Origin of the sequence: Desulfovibrio desulfuricans DSM 642, assembly GCF_000420465.1 — a bacterium.
Classification (GTDB): Bacteria; Desulfobacterota; Desulfovibrionia; order Desulfovibrionales; family Desulfovibrionaceae; genus Desulfovibrio; species Desulfovibrio desulfuricans.
The window spans coordinates 73082-89799 of the sequence record NZ_ATUZ01000016.1 but is presented as its reverse complement, the minus strand read 5'-3'; the positions used below and the strand labels follow the sequence as shown (position 1 = coordinate 89799).

The following is a 16718-nucleotide window of genomic DNA, read 5'->3' as shown; positions in this document are numbered from 1 at the left end:
CGGATATCGGCCAGTTCGGGCTATCGCTATTTTTCCAGCCACTCCCCAAGACGGGTTGCGAGAGTTGCCTCATCAAAGCGCGGGGTGGCGTACATGCCTGCGGCCTCGCGCTGGCGGGCTGCTTCTGCAAGAATAATGGCCGAAGCCACAGACACGTTGAAGCTCTGGATCATGCCGTACATGGGGATGTACAGCTCGCCATCGGCGGCGGCCAGCAGTTCCGGCTCAACGCCGCTGTGCTCGTTGCCCATAATCACTGCTGTGGGGCAGGTAAAATCCCATTCCCGCATGGGGCGGGCCTTTTCTGTAAACGAGGTAGCAAGCACCTGCATGCCCTGACCGCGCAGGTCGGCAAGCATGTCTTCGCTGGTTTTATGGCGCACGCTTTCCACCCACTTGCGGGCAGAGGCAGAGGTCTTGCGCCCCAGCGCGGGAAAAGCCGTGTTGGTGTAATACAGGTGCACACGGCTGACGCCAAAGGCATCGCACGAGCGGTAAATGGCCGAAACGTTGTGCGGGTCGTGAATATTGGCAAGCACCAGCGTTAGGTCCGGCTGGCGGTGACTCAGCACTTCCAGAAAGCGGGCCTTGCGCCGTGCCGTAGGTTCTTTGGGCATAGCTGATTCCTTACACTATTGTAATTGATTGCTGCCCTTGTGTGGCAGAAAACGGCCTTTCAGGCAAGTGCGCCGATCTGCAGGGATGGACGGATAATGCCAATTCGGGTACATTTAATGCACTAGTCTTGGCCGATTTTTCTTATCGGCCTGCAATCCATTCACTTTTTTCAGGAGCAACATGAATCTACTCCGCCTCTCTGCATATGCTCTGAGCGCACTGCTGCTTACTCCCTACACGGCTCTTGCCGCCGCCGACCATCTTACAGTTCCCGGCACCCTCTCCGCATGGTGGATCATCCCTTTTGCGGGCATGCTGCTTTCCATAGCCATACTGCCGCTGACCGCCCATGTTTTCTGGGAACATCATCGAGGCAAGATTTCCATTTTCTGGGCGCTCACCTTTCTTGTCCCATGCCTTGCGGCCTATGGCCCCGGCGTGACCTTCTATGAATTCTGCCACATCATCCTGCTGGATTACGTGCCTTTCCTTGTACTCCTTTTTTCGCTGTACACGGTTGCGGGCGGGGTACGCCTTAAAGGCTCCCTCACAGGCACTCCGCCAGTGAATCTGGGCATTCTCGCCATAGGAACCGTGCTGGCAAGCTGGATGGGCACCACAGGAGCCGCCATGCTGCTTGTGCGCCCGTTGCTGCGGGCCAATGCGCACCGCAAGTACCGCGTGCATTCTGTGGTATTTTTCATTTTTCTGGTGGCAAACATCGGCGGTTCCCTCTCGCCCCTGGGCGATCCGCCGCTGTTTCTGGGTTTTTTGAAGGGCGTGGACTTTTTCTGGACTACCTCGCACCTGTTTTTGAAAACCCTGAGCCTGTCCACAGCCCTGCTGGCAATCTATTTTGTTCTGGACATGGTGCTCTATAACAAGGAAGGCCGCCCCGTACCGCCGAGCAGCCCTGCTGACGCCGCGCCAGAGAGGCCGGGGCAGGTACTGCCCAGCCAGGAAAAACTCGGACTTGACGGCAAGATCAACCTGCTGTTTCTGCTTGGCGTGGTGCTTGCCGTGCTGCTTTCCGGTCTGTTCCCGCTGGGAACCATCGCCACGGTGGGCGGTGTGCCGCTGGAAGCGCAAAACGTGCTGCGCGATGCCGCCCTGCTCTTCCTGGCGTGGCTTTCCATGCGCCATACCAGCCGCAGATGCCGCGAACTGAACGGTTTTTCGTGGGGGCCCATTGAAGAAGTGGCCCAACTGTTCTTTGGTATTTTTGTCAGCATGATTCCGGCCATGGCCATTCTCAAGGCAGGAACCTCCGGCGCGCTGGCCCCGCTGGTGGAACTGGTCTCGCGCGATGGGCAGCCGGTCAATGCCATGTACTTCTGGCTGACGGGCATTCTTTCCAGTTTTCTGGATAACGCCCCGACCTACATGGTCTTTTTCAACACGGCGGGGGGTGATGCGCAAACGCTCATGCACCATATGCCCGAAACTCTGGCGGCCATTTCGGCTGGCGCGGTCTTTATGGGCGCATGCAGCTACATAGGCAACGCGCCCAACTTTATGGTGCGAGCCATTGCGGAAGATCAGGGCGTGCGTATGCCCGGATTTTTCGGCTACATTCTGTGGTCGGTCTGCATTCTTGTGCCGCTGTTCGCTCTGCTGACCTGGTTTTTCTTTACTTAGTGTGGATAGGCTGGCCGGGGAGCTGACTGCTGACACAACCTGACAACGCCAACACACAAAAAGGCGGGCATGAAGCCCGACTGATACTGATCAAACGCCGCTTTGCGGCATTTGCGCCGCCAGCGTCAGCAAAGCCGCCGGGCGGAATACACGGAAACCAGTCGCTCATCGGTGCGGCAAAGCCGCAACCGGCTCCTGATTTCCGACTGTGTTGACGCTGTCAACACGCAAAAAGGCGGGCATAAAGCCCGCCTTTTTGCGTTAATAACAGAGTACGCTCGCCGTTGAGGGTTTTATCTGCAAGCGGTCTGTTAAATGAATTCGTCAATACGGCCAGCGCGCACCTTGGTCAGCAGCCTCTTGGCCGCGCCAAGCTCACCCGTGGTCATCCTGTCCATTTTTTCGGCCAACAGCTGTTCGCCAATCATGCGCGTATAAGGCGTTGCGTAGTGCAGCAGAAATTCCAGGAACGACGCCGCAGAGTTGGGGCCGCACTGGTTTTTCATGCCGCACTCGCGCACCATGGAAAGGAACTCCTCGCCCGTGCGCCCCAACCGGGGGCAGGCCGCGCAAAATGACGGCAGGTGGCGAGCTTCTTCCAGCAGAAAACGCACCACTTCATCCACATGGCAGTCTTCGCCAATGGGGTAGGGAACCTTGTGCTCGGGATTGTCAATCCAGTTGCCGTAGGGGTTGGCAACGCTGCCTGTGAGCAGTTGCGAAGCGCCCGCGCTACAGCCATCGCGCCACAGGCCCGCAGGTTCCTTGGTGGTCAGGATGATGCCAGCGTAAGGAACCGCCAGCCGGGCAATGGCCACGCAGCGCAGGTAGTCGGCATCGCTCACGGGATAGGGCGTTTGCATGTTGCTGCCGGGGGCGCAACGCATGCGGTGCAGGCTCAGGGTGCGGCAGCCGGTGTCATAGGCCCGCAACAAGTGCGCCTGATGCTGCACAATACCCAGCAGGTCATACTGCCAGGGGCCAAGACCCAGCATCAGGCCGCCGCCCACGTCCGGCACACCCGCCTGAAAGGCAACATCTGCGGCGTTCAGCCGGGCGTAGTAATCACTCTTGGGGCCAGAGATGTGGGCCGCGCGATAACTGGCCTCGTGGTAGGTGTCCTGATAGATCAGCACGGTTCCCACATACGATTCCAGCAGGGCGGCATACTCGTGCGATTCCAGAGCGCCCACGTTTACGTTGACGCTGTGCACTTCGCCCACGCCGTCAAAGGCTGTGTACAGGATGCTGATGGCCTCGGCCAGATATTCAATATCGGCATTGGGCAACTGCCCGCTGACAAGGAAAATACGTTTGTGCCCCTGACGGATAAGCTTGAGGGCTGCCTCGCGCATTTCAGGCGAGGTCATGTACTTGCGCTCAACGGCCTTGTTGCTTTTGCGGTTGGCGCAATACAGGCATTCGCTGCCGCAGTGGTTGGAGATGTGCAGGGGTGCAGAAAGCACAATGCGGTCGCCGTAAACCTTTTGCTTAACTTCATCGGCGGCAGCCATGATGCGGCCAACGCCCACCCCGTCCTGCACACGCATGAGGGCAACGGTTTCCGCCAAGGTTAAAGGCTGCAATTCAAGTGACTTGTTGAGGATATCCCGAAGCTCTGCGGCGTCAGGTGCTGTTTCCCTTTCCAGAGCTGTACCAATGGCCTGGGCATCAAACCAGCGAGGCTGTGCATCAACAGACATGGGAACCTTCCTTGCAATAATTTTCAATAATTTCAGCAGAATTATCGCAATAACAATCCTGCACTTCATGTTACTTTGTTCACAAGCAACACGTTATTTATTTCACATTCGCAAGTCAAGGTGTGTACGTTAACTTGTTTGATTAATCAAACTATAAATTTTGCTGACAACAACAAAATAAGTTAAATTAAACTTGATGGATATAATTGGCGGCATTCAGCCTTATTAAAAAATTAAACACATAAAAAAATTTTGCATTTATTTGCGCACTGTCCGCCAGCAGATGTTCTTGCGCCGCAAAAGCCACAGCGATATATTGCGCATGGCGAAAAAGGCGCGGTCTGCCTGCCCAAAACCTTAAAAAACAACTCCCGCTGCCCGCACATTCATTCCAAGGAAAATCCATGTTCTCACTCCGCCCCGTGTCCCTTATGCTGACACTTCTGCTCTTCCTTTGCCTTGGCTTTTCCCAGCCCGCCCATTGCGCTGGCGCCGAAAAGCCGCAAGGCCCCTTGCGCGTGGCCCTGTTGCTTGAAACGCCTACGGGCGACAACGACTGGAACGACAGCCTTGTTGACGGCCTGAGGCAGGCCGAGCGCGAACTGGGCATCAAGGCCGCAGTGATTACAGCCCAGCCAGGGCATGACGAGGCGGCGCTTCAGGAAATGTTTCGTACGGCTTCGGGCAACAATGATCTGGTGCTGGTGGCCTCCAATGGCCTGCACGAAGTGCTGCGCAACAACGCCGCAAACTTTCGCCGCACCATGTTTGGCTGCATTGATGCCGGCATCCGCGCGCCCAATATAATGTCCGTAACCTTTGCCGACGAGCAGGCGGCCTATCTTGCCGGGGCGGCTGCGGCCATGCTTGCGCGCCAGACCGGCATGCCCGGCATAAGCGGACGCAAGATTATCGGCTGGATAACGGGCGAGGACTGCCCCTCCATGCGCTCCCTGCTGGGAGGATTCACAGAGGGCGCGCGCGTGATTGATCCTGAGGTGCGTGTCGTCAACACGGTTACAGGTTCTTTTGCCAATGCGGAGGCTGGCCGCGCCGCAGCGAAGAATCTGCTCGACCAGGGAGCGGACATCCTGGTGCTGGCCAGCGGCATGGGCAACGGCCCTGCCTTGCAGGAGGTTAAAGCGCGCAACGCCTACGCCGTGGGCCTGAACACCGACAAGGACAATCTGCTGCCCGGCCATGTGCTCACCTCCATCCTCAAGCACCCCAACAAGGCCACGTACGACATCATAGCCGCTACGGCATCCGGCCACTTTGCAGGCAAGGAAATCCTCGTGCGCGATCTGCAAAACGGCGGTGTGGACATTACGTCCATGGAGCCTTTCAAGGCTGCGGCTGGCAAGAATCTTCCCCCGGATATGGATCGCCGGCTGCGCGAACTGCGGGGCGAAATCCTCAACGGCGGCATCCGGCTCAAATCATTGCGGGAACGCACCTTGTGCGATTGCCTGTAAGAACACTCCGCAAAACATTGCAATTTTATTGCTGATAAACGGGAAAAAATATACGATTTCATATCGGGCGGATCAGGCCGCCCGCAAGGCGTCATCCCCCCCGCGCCCCAGACCATGGAAGAAGCATGCCCCCGCGTGATCGGCATTGCCGGTTTCGCCACAACCATAAGCTTGCGAGGACTATCCATGATTATTGGCGTCACCAAGGAGATCAAGGCCGATGAATACCGTGTGGGCATCACGCCCGCCGGGGTCAAGGCGCTCACTGACCACGGGCACAAGGTTCTGGTAGAAAGCGGCGCAGGGCTTGGCAGCCGTATTGGCGATGACGAATTTGCCAAGGCTGGCGCGAGCATGCTGCCAGTGGGCGATGTATGGGCCAAGGCTGAAATGATCATGAAGGTCAAGGAACCACTGCCCAGCGAATACAAATATTTTCGCCCCGGTCTGCTGCTCTTTACTTACCTGCACCTTGCGGCGGACAAGAAACTTACCGACGCCCTGCTCAATTCCGGGGTGGTGGGCCTTGCCTACGAAACCGTACAGCCCAAGGATCGCAGCCTGCCGCTGCTGGCCCCCATGTCTGAAGTAGCGGGCCGTATGGCCGTGCAGATGGGTTCCTACATCCTGACCAAACAGGCAGGCGGCGCGGGTATGCTGCTGGGCGGCGTGGCTGGTGTGCAGCGCGCCAGGGTCGCCATTGTGGGCGGCGGCACCGTGGGTACGGAAGCCGCCAAGATGGCCATGGGCCTTGGCGCGGAAGTTACCATTCTGGACAACAATCTGAACCGCCTGCGCTATCTGGGCGACATTTTCTCTTCCCGCGTCCAGACCCTTGCTTCCAATGAATACAATATCGCCGGGGCTGTTCAGGAGTCCGACCTTGTTATCGGCTCCGTGCTTATTCCCGGCGCCATGGCCCCGAAACTGGTGACAGAAGCCATGATCAAAACCATGCGCCCCGGCAGCGTGGTGGTGGACGTGGCCATTGACCAGGGCGGTTCGTTTGAAACCACGGCGGGCAGGCCCACAACCCACCACGAACCCACCTATGAAAAGCACGGCGTCATCCACTATGCCGTTGCCAACATTCCCGGCGCCGTGCCGGTCACTTCAACCTATGCCTTGACCAACGCGACCCTGCCCTTTGCCCTGGAACTGGCGGACAAAGGCTGGAAGAACGCCTGCCGCGAAAATATCGCCCTTGAGCGCGGCCTGAATACGGTTGATGGGCAGTGCACCTTTGCTGGCGTGGCCGAAGCCTTTGGCCTGCCCTGCGCCTCCACTGCCCAGATTCTGCGTTAACTGCAAAAGATTCAAAAAAATTCAGGCCCGTTTCAGGGAGAGCAAATGCTCCACCACCTGAAACGGGCCTGTCTGCGTGCAATGGGTGAAAATAGCGGGCCGCTGCCCTCACCAAACCTTTTACTTAACCGGGCTTCCATCCACCCGCTGCGAAAAGCGCGGCACAGACATGTGGCATACGCCCCGCCCCGTGCGGCGGGCAAAATCCTGGTGGTAGGCCTCGGCCTCATAAAAAGGCCCGGCAGGCGCAATCTGCGTAACCATCTTGTAGCCAAGCTCCCGCAGGCGGGCCACCAGCTTTTCTGCCACAGCCTTTTGCTCCGCCCCCTTATAAAAGACCGCAGAGCGGTACTGCTCGCCCCAGTCCGGCCCCTGCCTGTTGAGCTGGGTTGGGTCGTGAATTTCAAAAAAGCGGCGCAAAATCTGCTCGTAGCCCACGCGCGAGGGGTTATAGCGCACCAGCACGGACTCCGCATGGCCGGTATCGCCCCGGCACACGTCTTCATAACTGGGGTTGACCGTGTGACCGCCCGTATAACCCGATATCGCCTCGCACACTCCCGGTATTTTCTGAAAAGCGTCTTCCACCCCCCAGAAGCAGCCGCCAGCCACAATAGCTGTGGCCGTGCATCCTCCAGAGGCAACGTCCTGCTCCGAAGCTCCCACATCCGCCAGCGGAGCGCCTCCGGCAGCGGAGGTTTCCTTTTGGGCAGCCAGCCGCCCCAGAGCCGCTTTTTCCGCATCGCTGCCCGCAGGGGCAAAACTCATGGACAGCGAATTGACGCAATGGCGCGTGTTTTTTTCTGTGAATCCTTCGCCCTCAAACACATGCCCCAGATGCCCACCGCAGTTGGCGCAGATAATCTCAACCCTGCGGCCATCGGCATCGGGCACACGGCGCACCGCACCAGGCACTGCCGTGTCAAAGCTGGGCCAGCCGCAGCCGGACTCGAACTTGTCGTCAGAATGATAGAGCGGCATGCCGCACTGGCGGCAGATATAGGTGCCCGCCTCATGATTGTTGACATATTTGCCCGTATTGGGCGGCTCTGTGGCCTTGCGCAACAGCACGTCCGCCTCAAGGCCTGAAAGCGGCGGCATGGGATATGTGTTTTGCATCGAAACCTCCGAAGCTGAGGGCGAAGCTCCAAAGACCGCCAGCGGCAGACCCGGCAGCAGAGCCAACAGCATGAATGTGCAAATAAGGAGACAACTCGTTCGTCCTAATCTGGGCATGGGTTCCTCCCGGCGCAGGCAGCGCATACGTTTTACATAAGCACAAGGGCGATCATGTCGAGGGGGATGCACGGTCTGCCCTTCCGGCGCACCGCACAAAAAGCGCCCATCCGCAGAGCGGACAGGCGCAAGACAGTTGCGGCGCAAACCGGCATGTTATTCGGCAAACCCATCTGGATTACGCGAATGCCAACTCCAGGCCGAGGCGATGATGCTGTCTATATCAGCGCGCGCTGTCCAGCCCAGCACCTCGGCGGCGCGCTGGGCGGAGGCCACCAGCCGTGCCGGATCGCCGGGGCGGCGAGCGCCGATGCTGACGGCAATGTCGCGCCCGGTCACACGGCGCGCGGCTTCCACCATCTGCCGCACAGAAAATCCCGTGCCGTTGCCCAGGTTGCACACTTCGCTGCCGCCGCCGCCACGCAGGTAATCCACAGCGCGCAGATGCGCGTCGGCAAGTTCCATCACGTCCAGGTAGTCGCGAATGCACGTACCGTCCGGTGTGGGATAATCATCGCCAAAAATGGTGACATGGGGTCTTTTGCCCAGCGGCACCTGAAGAATGATGGGGATAAGGTGACTTTCCGGCCTGTGATCCTCGCCAATAAGGCCCTGAGGCCATGCGCCCGCCACATTGAAATAACGCAGGATAACAGAGCGGATACCGTGCGCCCTTCCCACCCAATGCATCATCCGCTCCATGGCGAGCTTGCTTTCGCCATAGGGATTGGTGGGCCGCAGGGGCGCGTGCTCGGGAATGGGAACGACATCAGGTTCGCCATAGACCGAAGCCGTGGACGAGAAAACGATCTTGTCCACCCCGTGGCGCGCCATGGCTTCAAGCAGCTCCATCATGCCATGTATGTTGTTCTGAAAATATTTGAGCGGCTGCTCCATGCTCTCACCCACAAGGGAGCAGGCGGCAAAGTGCATCACGGCCTCAATGGGCTGTTCTGAAAATACGGCATCAAGCAATGCCGGATCACGCATATCGCCGGAATAGAGGCGCACATCCTGCGGAACAGAACCACGATGGCCCGTAAGAAAATTGTCAAGCACCACAGGTGTTTCGCCACGCTCCAAAAGGGCGCGCACATTGTGGGAACCAATATACCCGGCACCGCCGCAAACCAGAATTGCCATGAACTCCTCGCTTGTCCGTTACGTTTCGCTCCTGCGAACGATAATTTTGCACTTGACGTAAGGGTTTGGCAAGAGGCGCAATGCCTTGTCTGCGCACCGGTTCAACCAGAGCGTAGGACACGGGGAAAAGCTGCGCTATGAACGCAAAGAAAAAAGCCCGCTGGCTTCAGGGCAGACATGACACTGACCTGAAACACAGCGGGCCCATATGACGCAGCCGGAAGGCTTAACGCCGTGCGCAGCAGAATTTTACAGCTGCTTGAGCACATCCTCGGCAAACGATGCCACGGCTTCGGGGTCGTTGGAGGCATCGCCTTCCATCTTGAGCCCCTCGGCAATGATGGTCGCGCCCAGTTCCTTGGCGCGCTCTTCAATGGCAGGCACCGCGCCGCAAAAATGTTCATATTCCTGGTCGCCGGATGCAAAGGCGGCTACCTTGCGGCCAGCCAGCCCGATGCGGTCAAATTCCTCAAACAGGGATAAAAAGTCGTCCTGCATTTCCAGATCTTCCATGCCCCAGGCCGAGCAGCCAAACAGCACTGCATCATAACCGTCAGCCAGATTTTCTGCCGAGGCGTCCGCCGCGTTAAGCAGCGTGACTTCGTGCCCGCCAGCGGCAATCAGTTCTTCAAGCTTCTGGGCGATGCTTTCCGTATTGCCGGTGCTGGAACCAAAAACAATCAGTACCTTACTCATGACATTCTCCTTCGTTGCGTCTTATTTTAAAATTGAAATTCATTTTCTAAATGGATAGGGATGTTCGATTCACCTGTCAAGGGAAAGAATCATCAAGACTTTTTTTGCTGCATCCCTGCCGTCTGTGCCCGCTGATTTTCGGGCAGATTGTGCGGAAATCACACCCTACGCAACTTCACCTCAGCACTGCTAGCAGGAAAAAACTGTGATATCGGTCACAAAAATAAACAAAGGCGAAAAAAAATCGGAGCCCCGCACAACTTGCAAGGCTCCGAAAATGTTAACCGGCAGAATACGCTAATTATTCGCTGTCTGAACCGTTGCGCGAGTCCTCTTCCGCCCCGGCGTCCAGCCCATCTTCCGTTGCCGCTTCTCTGGCGCGCGGGGCTGGCATTGTCCATTCTCCCGGCATGGGCGCGGCAAGTTCGGCCTTTTCACCCAGATAGGGGTTAAAATAGCCGTAACGCAGCCAGGGGCAGAGCTTTTTGAGGCGCTTCATGAACGATGTCAGCCCCATGCTGGGCGAGAGTTCCAGTTTCTGCTGCCCCTCGCCGCCGCTCATGAGTTTGAAGTACCATTCGGGATCAATATTGAGGTTGCGCCACTGGATCATGCTCACGCCGTTTTCGCCCACCAGACGCGCCAGAGCGTCCAGTTCTTCTTCCGTATCCGTAACACCGGGGAAGACTAGCAGGTTCAGCGAAACCCAGATGCCACGGCTGCGGGCCTCGCGGATGGAGGCGCGCACATCGTCAAAAGAATAGCCGGATGGCCTGTAATAGCGCTCATAGAGGCCGCCTCGGGCGCTGTTCAGGCTCACGCGCATGCTGGTCAGCCCGGCTTCCGCGAGGCGGATCACAGCCTCGGGCCGGGAGGCGTTGGTATTGCAATTGACCGTGCCTGGGCCTTCGCCCGCGCGGAACTGGCGCACGCTCTCCACCAGAAGATCGGGGTTCATGAGCGGATCGCCCTCGCAACCCTGCCCAAAAGAATAAATGGGCGTACGGGTTTCGCGCCCGGAATGGACGCGCATGACCTCGGCCAGCTCTTCCGGGCTGGGCGTAAAGGCAAGGCGGCACTGCGGCGTTGACTGAATGGGCGAATCCTTCTCCTGCGCGGAAATACAGCCAATACAGCTGGCGTTGCAGGCGCGGGACGACGGCAACGGGGCCTCGTAGCGGCCCAGAGCAAAGTTGCGGCCCGCAGGGCAATCGTAGCGCGCCACGCAGTTGTCCATAATATGCCGGATAAGCCTGTTCTTGGGGTAATCGCGCAGCAGGGCGCGGGCGCCCTGTTCAATGCGGCCACGCGGAATATTGCTGAAAATCTGCCGGGGTTCGGTATCCACCCTGCGGGCGCAGATATAGAACCGCCCTCTGGCGAACCCCACGGCCCCATAGGCAAACAGGGGCAACATGGGCGCGTTTTCGCCGCTTTCATAGGCAGGATGGGCCGAAAGCGTGTAGCCGGGTGCGGCAAAAGCCGCCACGGCAAGCTGGGCCTCTCCCTCTGGGGGCGCGATGTGCCCGGTTTCGGGGTCAAGGCCAACAGCCTGCCTGCCAGGCAACAGAAAAAACTCGCTTTCCTCCGGCAGGGGAATCAGTTCGTCCGGACGCGGCAGCCCCCACTGCGCGCCACGCCGACAGACCATGAGCAGATCGGGATCGTCATAGATATTGCCGCGCTCGTCTGCCATTACAAGATGCGGTTCAATATGTTGCGCGGCCATAAAAGCTCCTTGCCCAAGAAGTGTTGAACGTATATAAAAACTGCTGGCCGGGCCTTCCCGGCCCGTATTTTTGGAGGCCTGCCATGTTTTCCATCATGCTTTTCATTTTTTTGTGTTTTTTCGGAATACTGGCCGTGCTGTATCACATGCTGCGCAGCCAGGAAAAACTTTGCAGGGCGCTGCACGAAGAGCACGCCCAGATGCGTGTGCTGCTGCGCTCGCTGGAATCACGCCTTGACGCGCTGGACGTGACGGAACCTGCCGATGCAGAGTTCACCCCAAGGGGAGCCGCTCGCCTTGCGCCCCGCCCTGCGCCGCAGCCAGCGCAAGACCCCCTGCTGCATCTGAGTTTTGATGAACCCGCACAGAGCGTCAGCGTTGCGCCCGATGTAGACCCGGCGCTGGATCTGCATTTTGACCCGGCTGTGGGCATCCCTGCTTCATCGGGCAGGAACAGCAGAAATTAAACACCATCAACGTTGAGAATACCCATCCTCAACGTTTTTTTTAATGCTCATTCCCGCCCTGTCAGACCGAATTTCCCCTTGGCAGCCGCCAGATATGCCTCGCTCAACCCGGTACCGCGCAACTCCTCGGCCCAATGCAAATAGGGCAAACGCAGATAATCCTTGCGGATGGCTGCGGCCCTGCCCCTGCGGCGCGCAACGCACTGCGGGTCGCTGGTCAGGAGGGCGCGCACCCTGTCGCTGAATGCTCTTGCGCGGTGCACCGCCCTATGGCCTCCGTCTATGCAGGCCAGCGCGGCCTGCCCCATGCGCGCAGCAACATCCGGATGCTCAAGCAGATAGCGCACATGAGCCACAGCCTCGCCAGCAGCGGTGGCAGCATCTACAATGCTGCCATTGTCCGCCGTATCCGCCCCATAGCAGAGCATGTGCTCGCCCTCGGCAAAAATATCCGTCAGCCCGTGCCCGATGCGTGGGGTCACAAGGCAACTGCCGCAGCCCAAGGCCTCAAAAACCCGAAAGTTCAGGTCGCCGTGCTCGCAGTGGTTCAGCACCACCCGCGCCCTTGCGTATAAATGGCGGTAGGAGCCGGTTACAATCTGCAATTCCGGCAATCCGCTGCGGCACTTTTCCAGAAAGGCCGTGCGGCACGGCAGATTGGCATTGACCGTGCCCACAAACACGCAGTCCATATCCTTGGCAGTCTGCGGCTCGGGCGCATCCTGAGCCCAGGCAAAGGCAGGTGACCACCACACCCGATCTGCGGGCAGATATGGCCCTGCAAAACGCGGCAAATGATCGCGCAAAGACGCAATGCATACATCAAAAGCCTGAGCGTAATACGGTTGCCACGAATGGATGTGAGAATCCACGCTGTAGAACACAGTGAGGCACGGAAAGTCCTCTACGCCAAGCACATAGGGAGCGCGGCTTTTGTCGGCCACTACCAGCACGTCTGGCTCAAAACCCGCGATACGCACCAGATCATGCCAGCCAAACACGGCGGCATGCTCAAAATTGTGCCGGGCCACAGCATCCCAGCCGCAGGAAGAAAGGGCGTCGCTAAAAAAAGGACTGCCTATCCACAAAAGCCGCTTCATGCGCCCCCGGCAACAGTAATGTGGTTCTGCGCTAACTGCGCACAGTGCTTGGCATCTCATGCCTGACAGTTGCCAACAGGCCCGATTTGCAATAGGTTCAAAACCTAGCCTCGACGCCCCAAGGCGTCAAGACGCGAGAATGCACATGCTGCTCAACCCTAGCCGACTTCGCCTTATCACGCGCATTTTTCTGGCGCTTCTGTTAACCCTGTCGGCTATGTCGGCGGCGGTCTTTTGGCTATTGCAACGCAATCCCGAGGCGCTGGCCCAACATTATATTGAACAGATTGCCGCCAGCACCGGCCTGGATATTACTGTTGAATCGGTCAATGTGGCCCTTTTGCCGCTGCCCTCCCTGGCTGTCAGCAATGCCAGCGTGGAGGGCAAGAACTTTAATTTTACCGTTGCCTACGCCACACTCCGGCCCGACTTTCTGGCGCTGCTGCGCGGCGAACTGCTGCCCCGCAATATCACCCTGCTGCGCCCCCGCCTCAAGGGCGAACTGCCCGTGGCGCTCAGCTTGCCCTATCTGTTCCCAGACGATGCCGAAGCCGCCCAACCGACTGAAGCTCAGGCCGTGCAAGAAAAGAGCGCAACCCCCCAAAAGGCGTCCCCAAAATCTGCCTCTCAACCTGCCGCATCCCCAGCGGCAAAGGCCAGCAATCCACCGACACAAGATGCAACAATCCCGGCCGTAACCGATGCGGCGGCCCCCCTGCAAAACGCTGCCGCGCAAGAGCAGCCCCCTGCGCAGGACTCCGTGCAATCATGGCTGGCCCGGCTTGCCGGGGACACTACTGGAGGCACGGCTCTTTTGCCGGGCATTTTGCCGGGTCGGTTCAGGCTGGCTGTTTCGCAGGGCGAAGTGGACATCACAGGCGAGGACAAAACACAGCTGACGGCAAGCGGGCTGCAATGCGATGTGGAAACAGCCTCGGCCACTCGCCTTGAGGGCAACTTTTTTTGCGCCACAGCGATTCTTCAGCCAGAAGGTCAAACGCCAGCCCGGATTGAACACCTCAATCTGGAAGGCAAGACAGACCTCTCGGCCCCACTGGCAAGAACGCCGCAACTGGCGGTCAAGGGCACCATGCAGTTGCCCAACTGGCTGGCCCGCCTCAACTTTGCGCTGGGTCTCAAGGCTGATGCCAATGGCTGGAGCCTGACCAGCGACCTTGAAGGCGAACTGCGCAAGGATGAAGTGCTGCTGCCTGCCCATGTGACCGGCACCGTGGCCCAACGCAACAAGGAAGATCAAGGCATCAGCCTTGAAAACCTGCGCCTGCGGCTTGGGCAGGATGATGTGAACGTCAACGGTATGCTGCGCCTGGGCGGGCCGGACACATTCAGGATTGAAGGCCGCCTGCAGCTGCAGCGCGCAAGCCTGACGGAGTGGCTGGGCTTTGCCCGCAATCTGGCGCCCGGCCTTCAGGTGGCGCTGGACGAAGTAACCCTTGGCACTCTTGATTTTTCAGTGGACGGCAAAGGGCTGCGCGTTCCGCATATTGATGTAACCGCCGCGGGCAGCCGCTTTTTGGGTTCCGGCGGCGTTGCGAGCTGGGCCAGGCCAGAACTGCTGCTGGATCTCAAGGCCGAGACTGTGAATCTGGGGCGCGCCATCCCTGAATCGGTTGGGGTATTGCCTGCCGAACCGCGATATGGCCACGGGCCGATCACCCCCATGCCCGGCAAACCGGTCGAACCCGGCGAAATAGGTCTTGATTACAACATCCGCCTGGGCGCAACCCAGGTGAACTACGGCCCCATTGTCATCAACGACGCGCTGGTCGTCATTAAGCAGGGGCTGGTCGACCAGGTCACGCATTTTGAAGACACGCTGCTGATTGTTGACGCCACTTTGTACGGCGGCAGCGTCAAGGGCGACACCATCATGGGCGGTCACCCGGATACCCCCTACGCCATCCGCCTGCACATGCGTGACGTTAACGGCGATAATCTGGCAAAAGACCTCCCGGTCATGCCCGTGAGCGGCGGCAAGCTGCGCGGTGATGTGGACGTTATGAGCCAGGGGCGGGAGCTGGATGTTTTTCTGGGCAAGTTGCGCGGCACGGTAAGCGCCCGGGCCGAAAAAGGCCAGTTGCGCCCGCCGAACAATATCCCCGGCAAGGCCTCCCCCGGCGCAGTGGGCTTTAAAGCGCTTGATGTAAGCCTTAAAGCCCGCACGGCGGCCTGGGAGCAAAGCCGTCTGGGCCTTGAAGGCCAGTGGACCGCCACCATTGAAGATGAAGGCATTGATGCCAGCGTGGGCCTTAACGGCAGGCTCTGGTTCAGCGGCGATGGCCAGGGCGGCGGCAACATGGATTTTCAAAACCTGCCCGGCACCATCAGCCTGAGCCTCAGCCCGGAAAAATCCTTCCAGCCAGACGGCCTGCAAGCGCAGATCAGCGGCAAATTCAGTTGTCAGGCGGCGCGCAACCAGCTTTCGGCAACAGACATGCACGTGAACGCCCTTGGGGCGGACATTTCCGGCGCTGGGCAACTGGGCATGGGCAAGGACGGCATGGTCTGGCAGGGCAAGGTTTCCGCCTTTATCCCGGACAGCACAAAAACACTGCGTCTGCTTGGCGCTGCCAACCCCAATGTGCCCCAACCCCTTCGCCGGATCGAGCTGGACACTGCCTTCAAGGGCGATAGCGGATCCCTGGCGCTGTCAGAGTTCCGAGCCAAGGTGGATCAAAACGATATTTCCGGCAGTATCAGCCTTGACTGGCGCAAGGAGCTGGCCCTGCGATTCAAGCTCTCCGCTCCGCAGATTGATCTTGACCGCTATGTGGGCGACAAGCCCGCCGGGCAGGCAGATGGCGGCAAGAACAAAAAAAAGGCTGAGAGCAAACCGTGGGATCTGCGCTTCATGCGGGCGTTTTCCGCTGAGGGCGAAGCGCACGTTGGCCAGCTCACCCTGTGGAAACTGCGCACCGATGACCTGCGCCTTAAAGCCAGGATGGAGAACGGAACCCTGCGTTATGAAAGCCAGGGCGGCAAATTTTATGGCTCGCCCGTGTCTGCGCATGGTGAAATGCGCTTCAACAAAGGGATGGGTTTTGCCAATGCCCTGTCCATCGAGGGCTTTGACCTTGCCGCAGCAAGCAAGGATCGCGGCGGCAGCGCTGCCCTTGGCGGGCGCGCGAGCATAAGCTCCGAGGTTGACGCGGAACTGACAGGGGCAAACCAGTTGCCTGCACGCCTTAACGGCAAATGGCGCTTCAACGTTCATAATGGCTTTTACCAGTCGCGCGACAAAGACGGTCAGCTCAAGGGCAAACCCACCCGCTTTGATGCTGCGGGCAGCTCCGGCGCAATCACCAACGGCATTGCAAAAAGTGGTGATTTTTATCTCAAGGGGCAGGATATCACTGTTACCGGCGGCGGATGGATAGACCTCAACAGTGAGACCCTTGACTGTAACTTTACCGTAAACATGAAGAATCTTCCAGAATTCCCCATGCGCCTTTATGGCAGCCTGGACAACAGCAAAACATCCATTGGCGCTGGCAAGCTGCTGCTCAACACCATTGGCGGCATCACCCAGGGTTTTGTGGATGTGCTCGGCAGCGTGGTGGAAGGCACCTGGAAGCTCTTTCGTTAGG

Annotated in this window: 13 protein-coding genes; 5 read left to right on the top strand and 8 right to left on the bottom strand. The window is 58.7% G+C overall.

Going from position 1 to position 16718, the window contains the following annotated elements:
* Positions 1-26: 26 nt before the first annotated feature.
* On the bottom strand, positions 27-617 hold the full coding sequence (locus tag G449_RS0111665; RefSeq protein ID WP_022659495.1) for a TrmH family RNA methyltransferase: 591 nt from the start codon (positions 615-617) through the stop codon (positions 27-29).
* Between the two features lie 181 nt (positions 618-798).
* Here G449_RS0111665 and G449_RS0111660 point away from each other — a divergent pair, with 181 nt between their 5' ends.
* Complete coding sequence (locus tag G449_RS0111660; RefSeq protein WP_022659494.1) at positions 799-2256, top strand: sodium:proton antiporter; 1458 nt, start codon at positions 799-801, stop codon at positions 2254-2256.
* Positions 2257-2567: 311 nt separating this feature from the next.
* Here the strand turns inward: G449_RS0111660 and G449_RS0111655 are convergent, their stop codons facing one another.
* Together G449_RS0111655 and G449_RS0111650 are read right to left on the bottom strand one after the other, a co-directional pair.
* Positions 2568-3959, bottom strand: a complete 1392-nt coding sequence (locus G449_RS0111655) for a radical SAM protein (RefSeq protein WP_022659493.1) — start codon at positions 3957-3959, stop codon at positions 2568-2570.
* A gap of 187 nt (positions 3960-4146) precedes the next feature.
* Positions 4147-4365: a hypothetical protein gene (locus tag G449_RS0111650; RefSeq protein ID WP_022659492.1), complete on the bottom strand. Its 219-nt coding sequence runs from the start codon at positions 4363-4365 to the stop codon at positions 4147-4149.
* Here G449_RS0111650 and G449_RS0111645 point away from each other — a divergent pair.
* Both G449_RS0111645 and ald read left to right on the top strand, forming a co-directional pair.
* On the top strand, positions 4364-5434 hold the full coding sequence (locus G449_RS0111645) for a BMP family lipoprotein (protein ID WP_022659491.1): 1071 nt from the start codon (positions 4364-4366) through the stop codon (positions 5432-5434). The two genes, G449_RS0111650 and G449_RS0111645, sit on opposite strands and share 2 nt — an antisense overlap.
* Before the next feature lie 186 nt (positions 5435-5620).
* Positions 5621-6739: an alanine dehydrogenase gene (gene ald / locus G449_RS0111640; protein WP_027180952.1), complete on the top strand. Its 1119-nt coding sequence runs from the start codon at positions 5621-5623 to the stop codon at positions 6737-6739.
* 120 nt (positions 6740-6859) lie between these two features.
* Here the strand turns inward: ald and G449_RS0111635 are convergent, their stop codons facing one another.
* From G449_RS0111635 to G449_RS0111620, 4 genes are all read right to left on the bottom strand, one after another.
* A complete protein-coding gene (locus G449_RS0111635; RefSeq protein ID WP_245559867.1) occupies positions 6860-7858 on the bottom strand; it encodes a bifunctional methionine sulfoxide reductase B/A protein in 999 nt (332 codons plus the stop codon).
* Between the two features lie 273 nt (positions 7859-8131).
* Positions 8132-9118 (bottom strand): UDP-glucose 4-epimerase GalE, encoded by a 987-nt coding sequence (galE, locus tag G449_RS0111630; protein WP_022659488.1) that lies wholly within the window; start codon positions 9116-9118, stop codon positions 8132-8134.
* A gap of 249 nt (positions 9119-9367) precedes the next feature.
* Positions 9368-9814 carry a flavodoxin gene (locus tag G449_RS0111625; RefSeq protein ID WP_022659487.1) on the bottom strand — a complete coding sequence of 149 codons (447 nt, stop codon included), beginning with the start codon at positions 9812-9814 and terminating at the stop codon, positions 9368-9370.
* 301 nt (positions 9815-10115) lie between these two features.
* Positions 10116-11543, bottom strand: a complete 1428-nt coding sequence (locus G449_RS0111620) for a radical SAM family protein (RefSeq protein WP_022659486.1) — start codon at positions 11541-11543, stop codon at positions 10116-10118.
* An 83-nt stretch (positions 11544-11626) separates the two neighbouring features.
* Here G449_RS0111620 and G449_RS16970 point away from each other — a divergent pair, with 83 nt between their 5' ends.
* Entirely contained in the window at positions 11627-12010 is a 384-nt protein-coding gene (locus tag G449_RS16970; protein WP_022659485.1) for a hypothetical protein, read from the top strand.
* Positions 12011-12057: 47 nt separating this feature from the next.
* On the opposite strand, the gene G449_RS0111610 is transcribed toward G449_RS16970, so the two are convergent.
* Positions 12058-13110, bottom strand: coding sequence for a glycosyltransferase family protein (locus G449_RS0111610; protein WP_022659484.1), 1053 nt, complete (start codon positions 13108-13110; stop codon positions 12058-12060).
* A gap of 145 nt (positions 13111-13255) precedes the next feature.
* Between G449_RS0111610 and G449_RS16965 the strand changes: the two genes are divergently transcribed.
* Entirely contained in the window at positions 13256-16717 is a 3462-nt protein-coding gene (locus tag G449_RS16965) for an AsmA family protein (RefSeq protein ID WP_159060471.1), read from the top strand.
* The last annotated feature ends 1 nt before the right edge of the window (position 16718 follow it).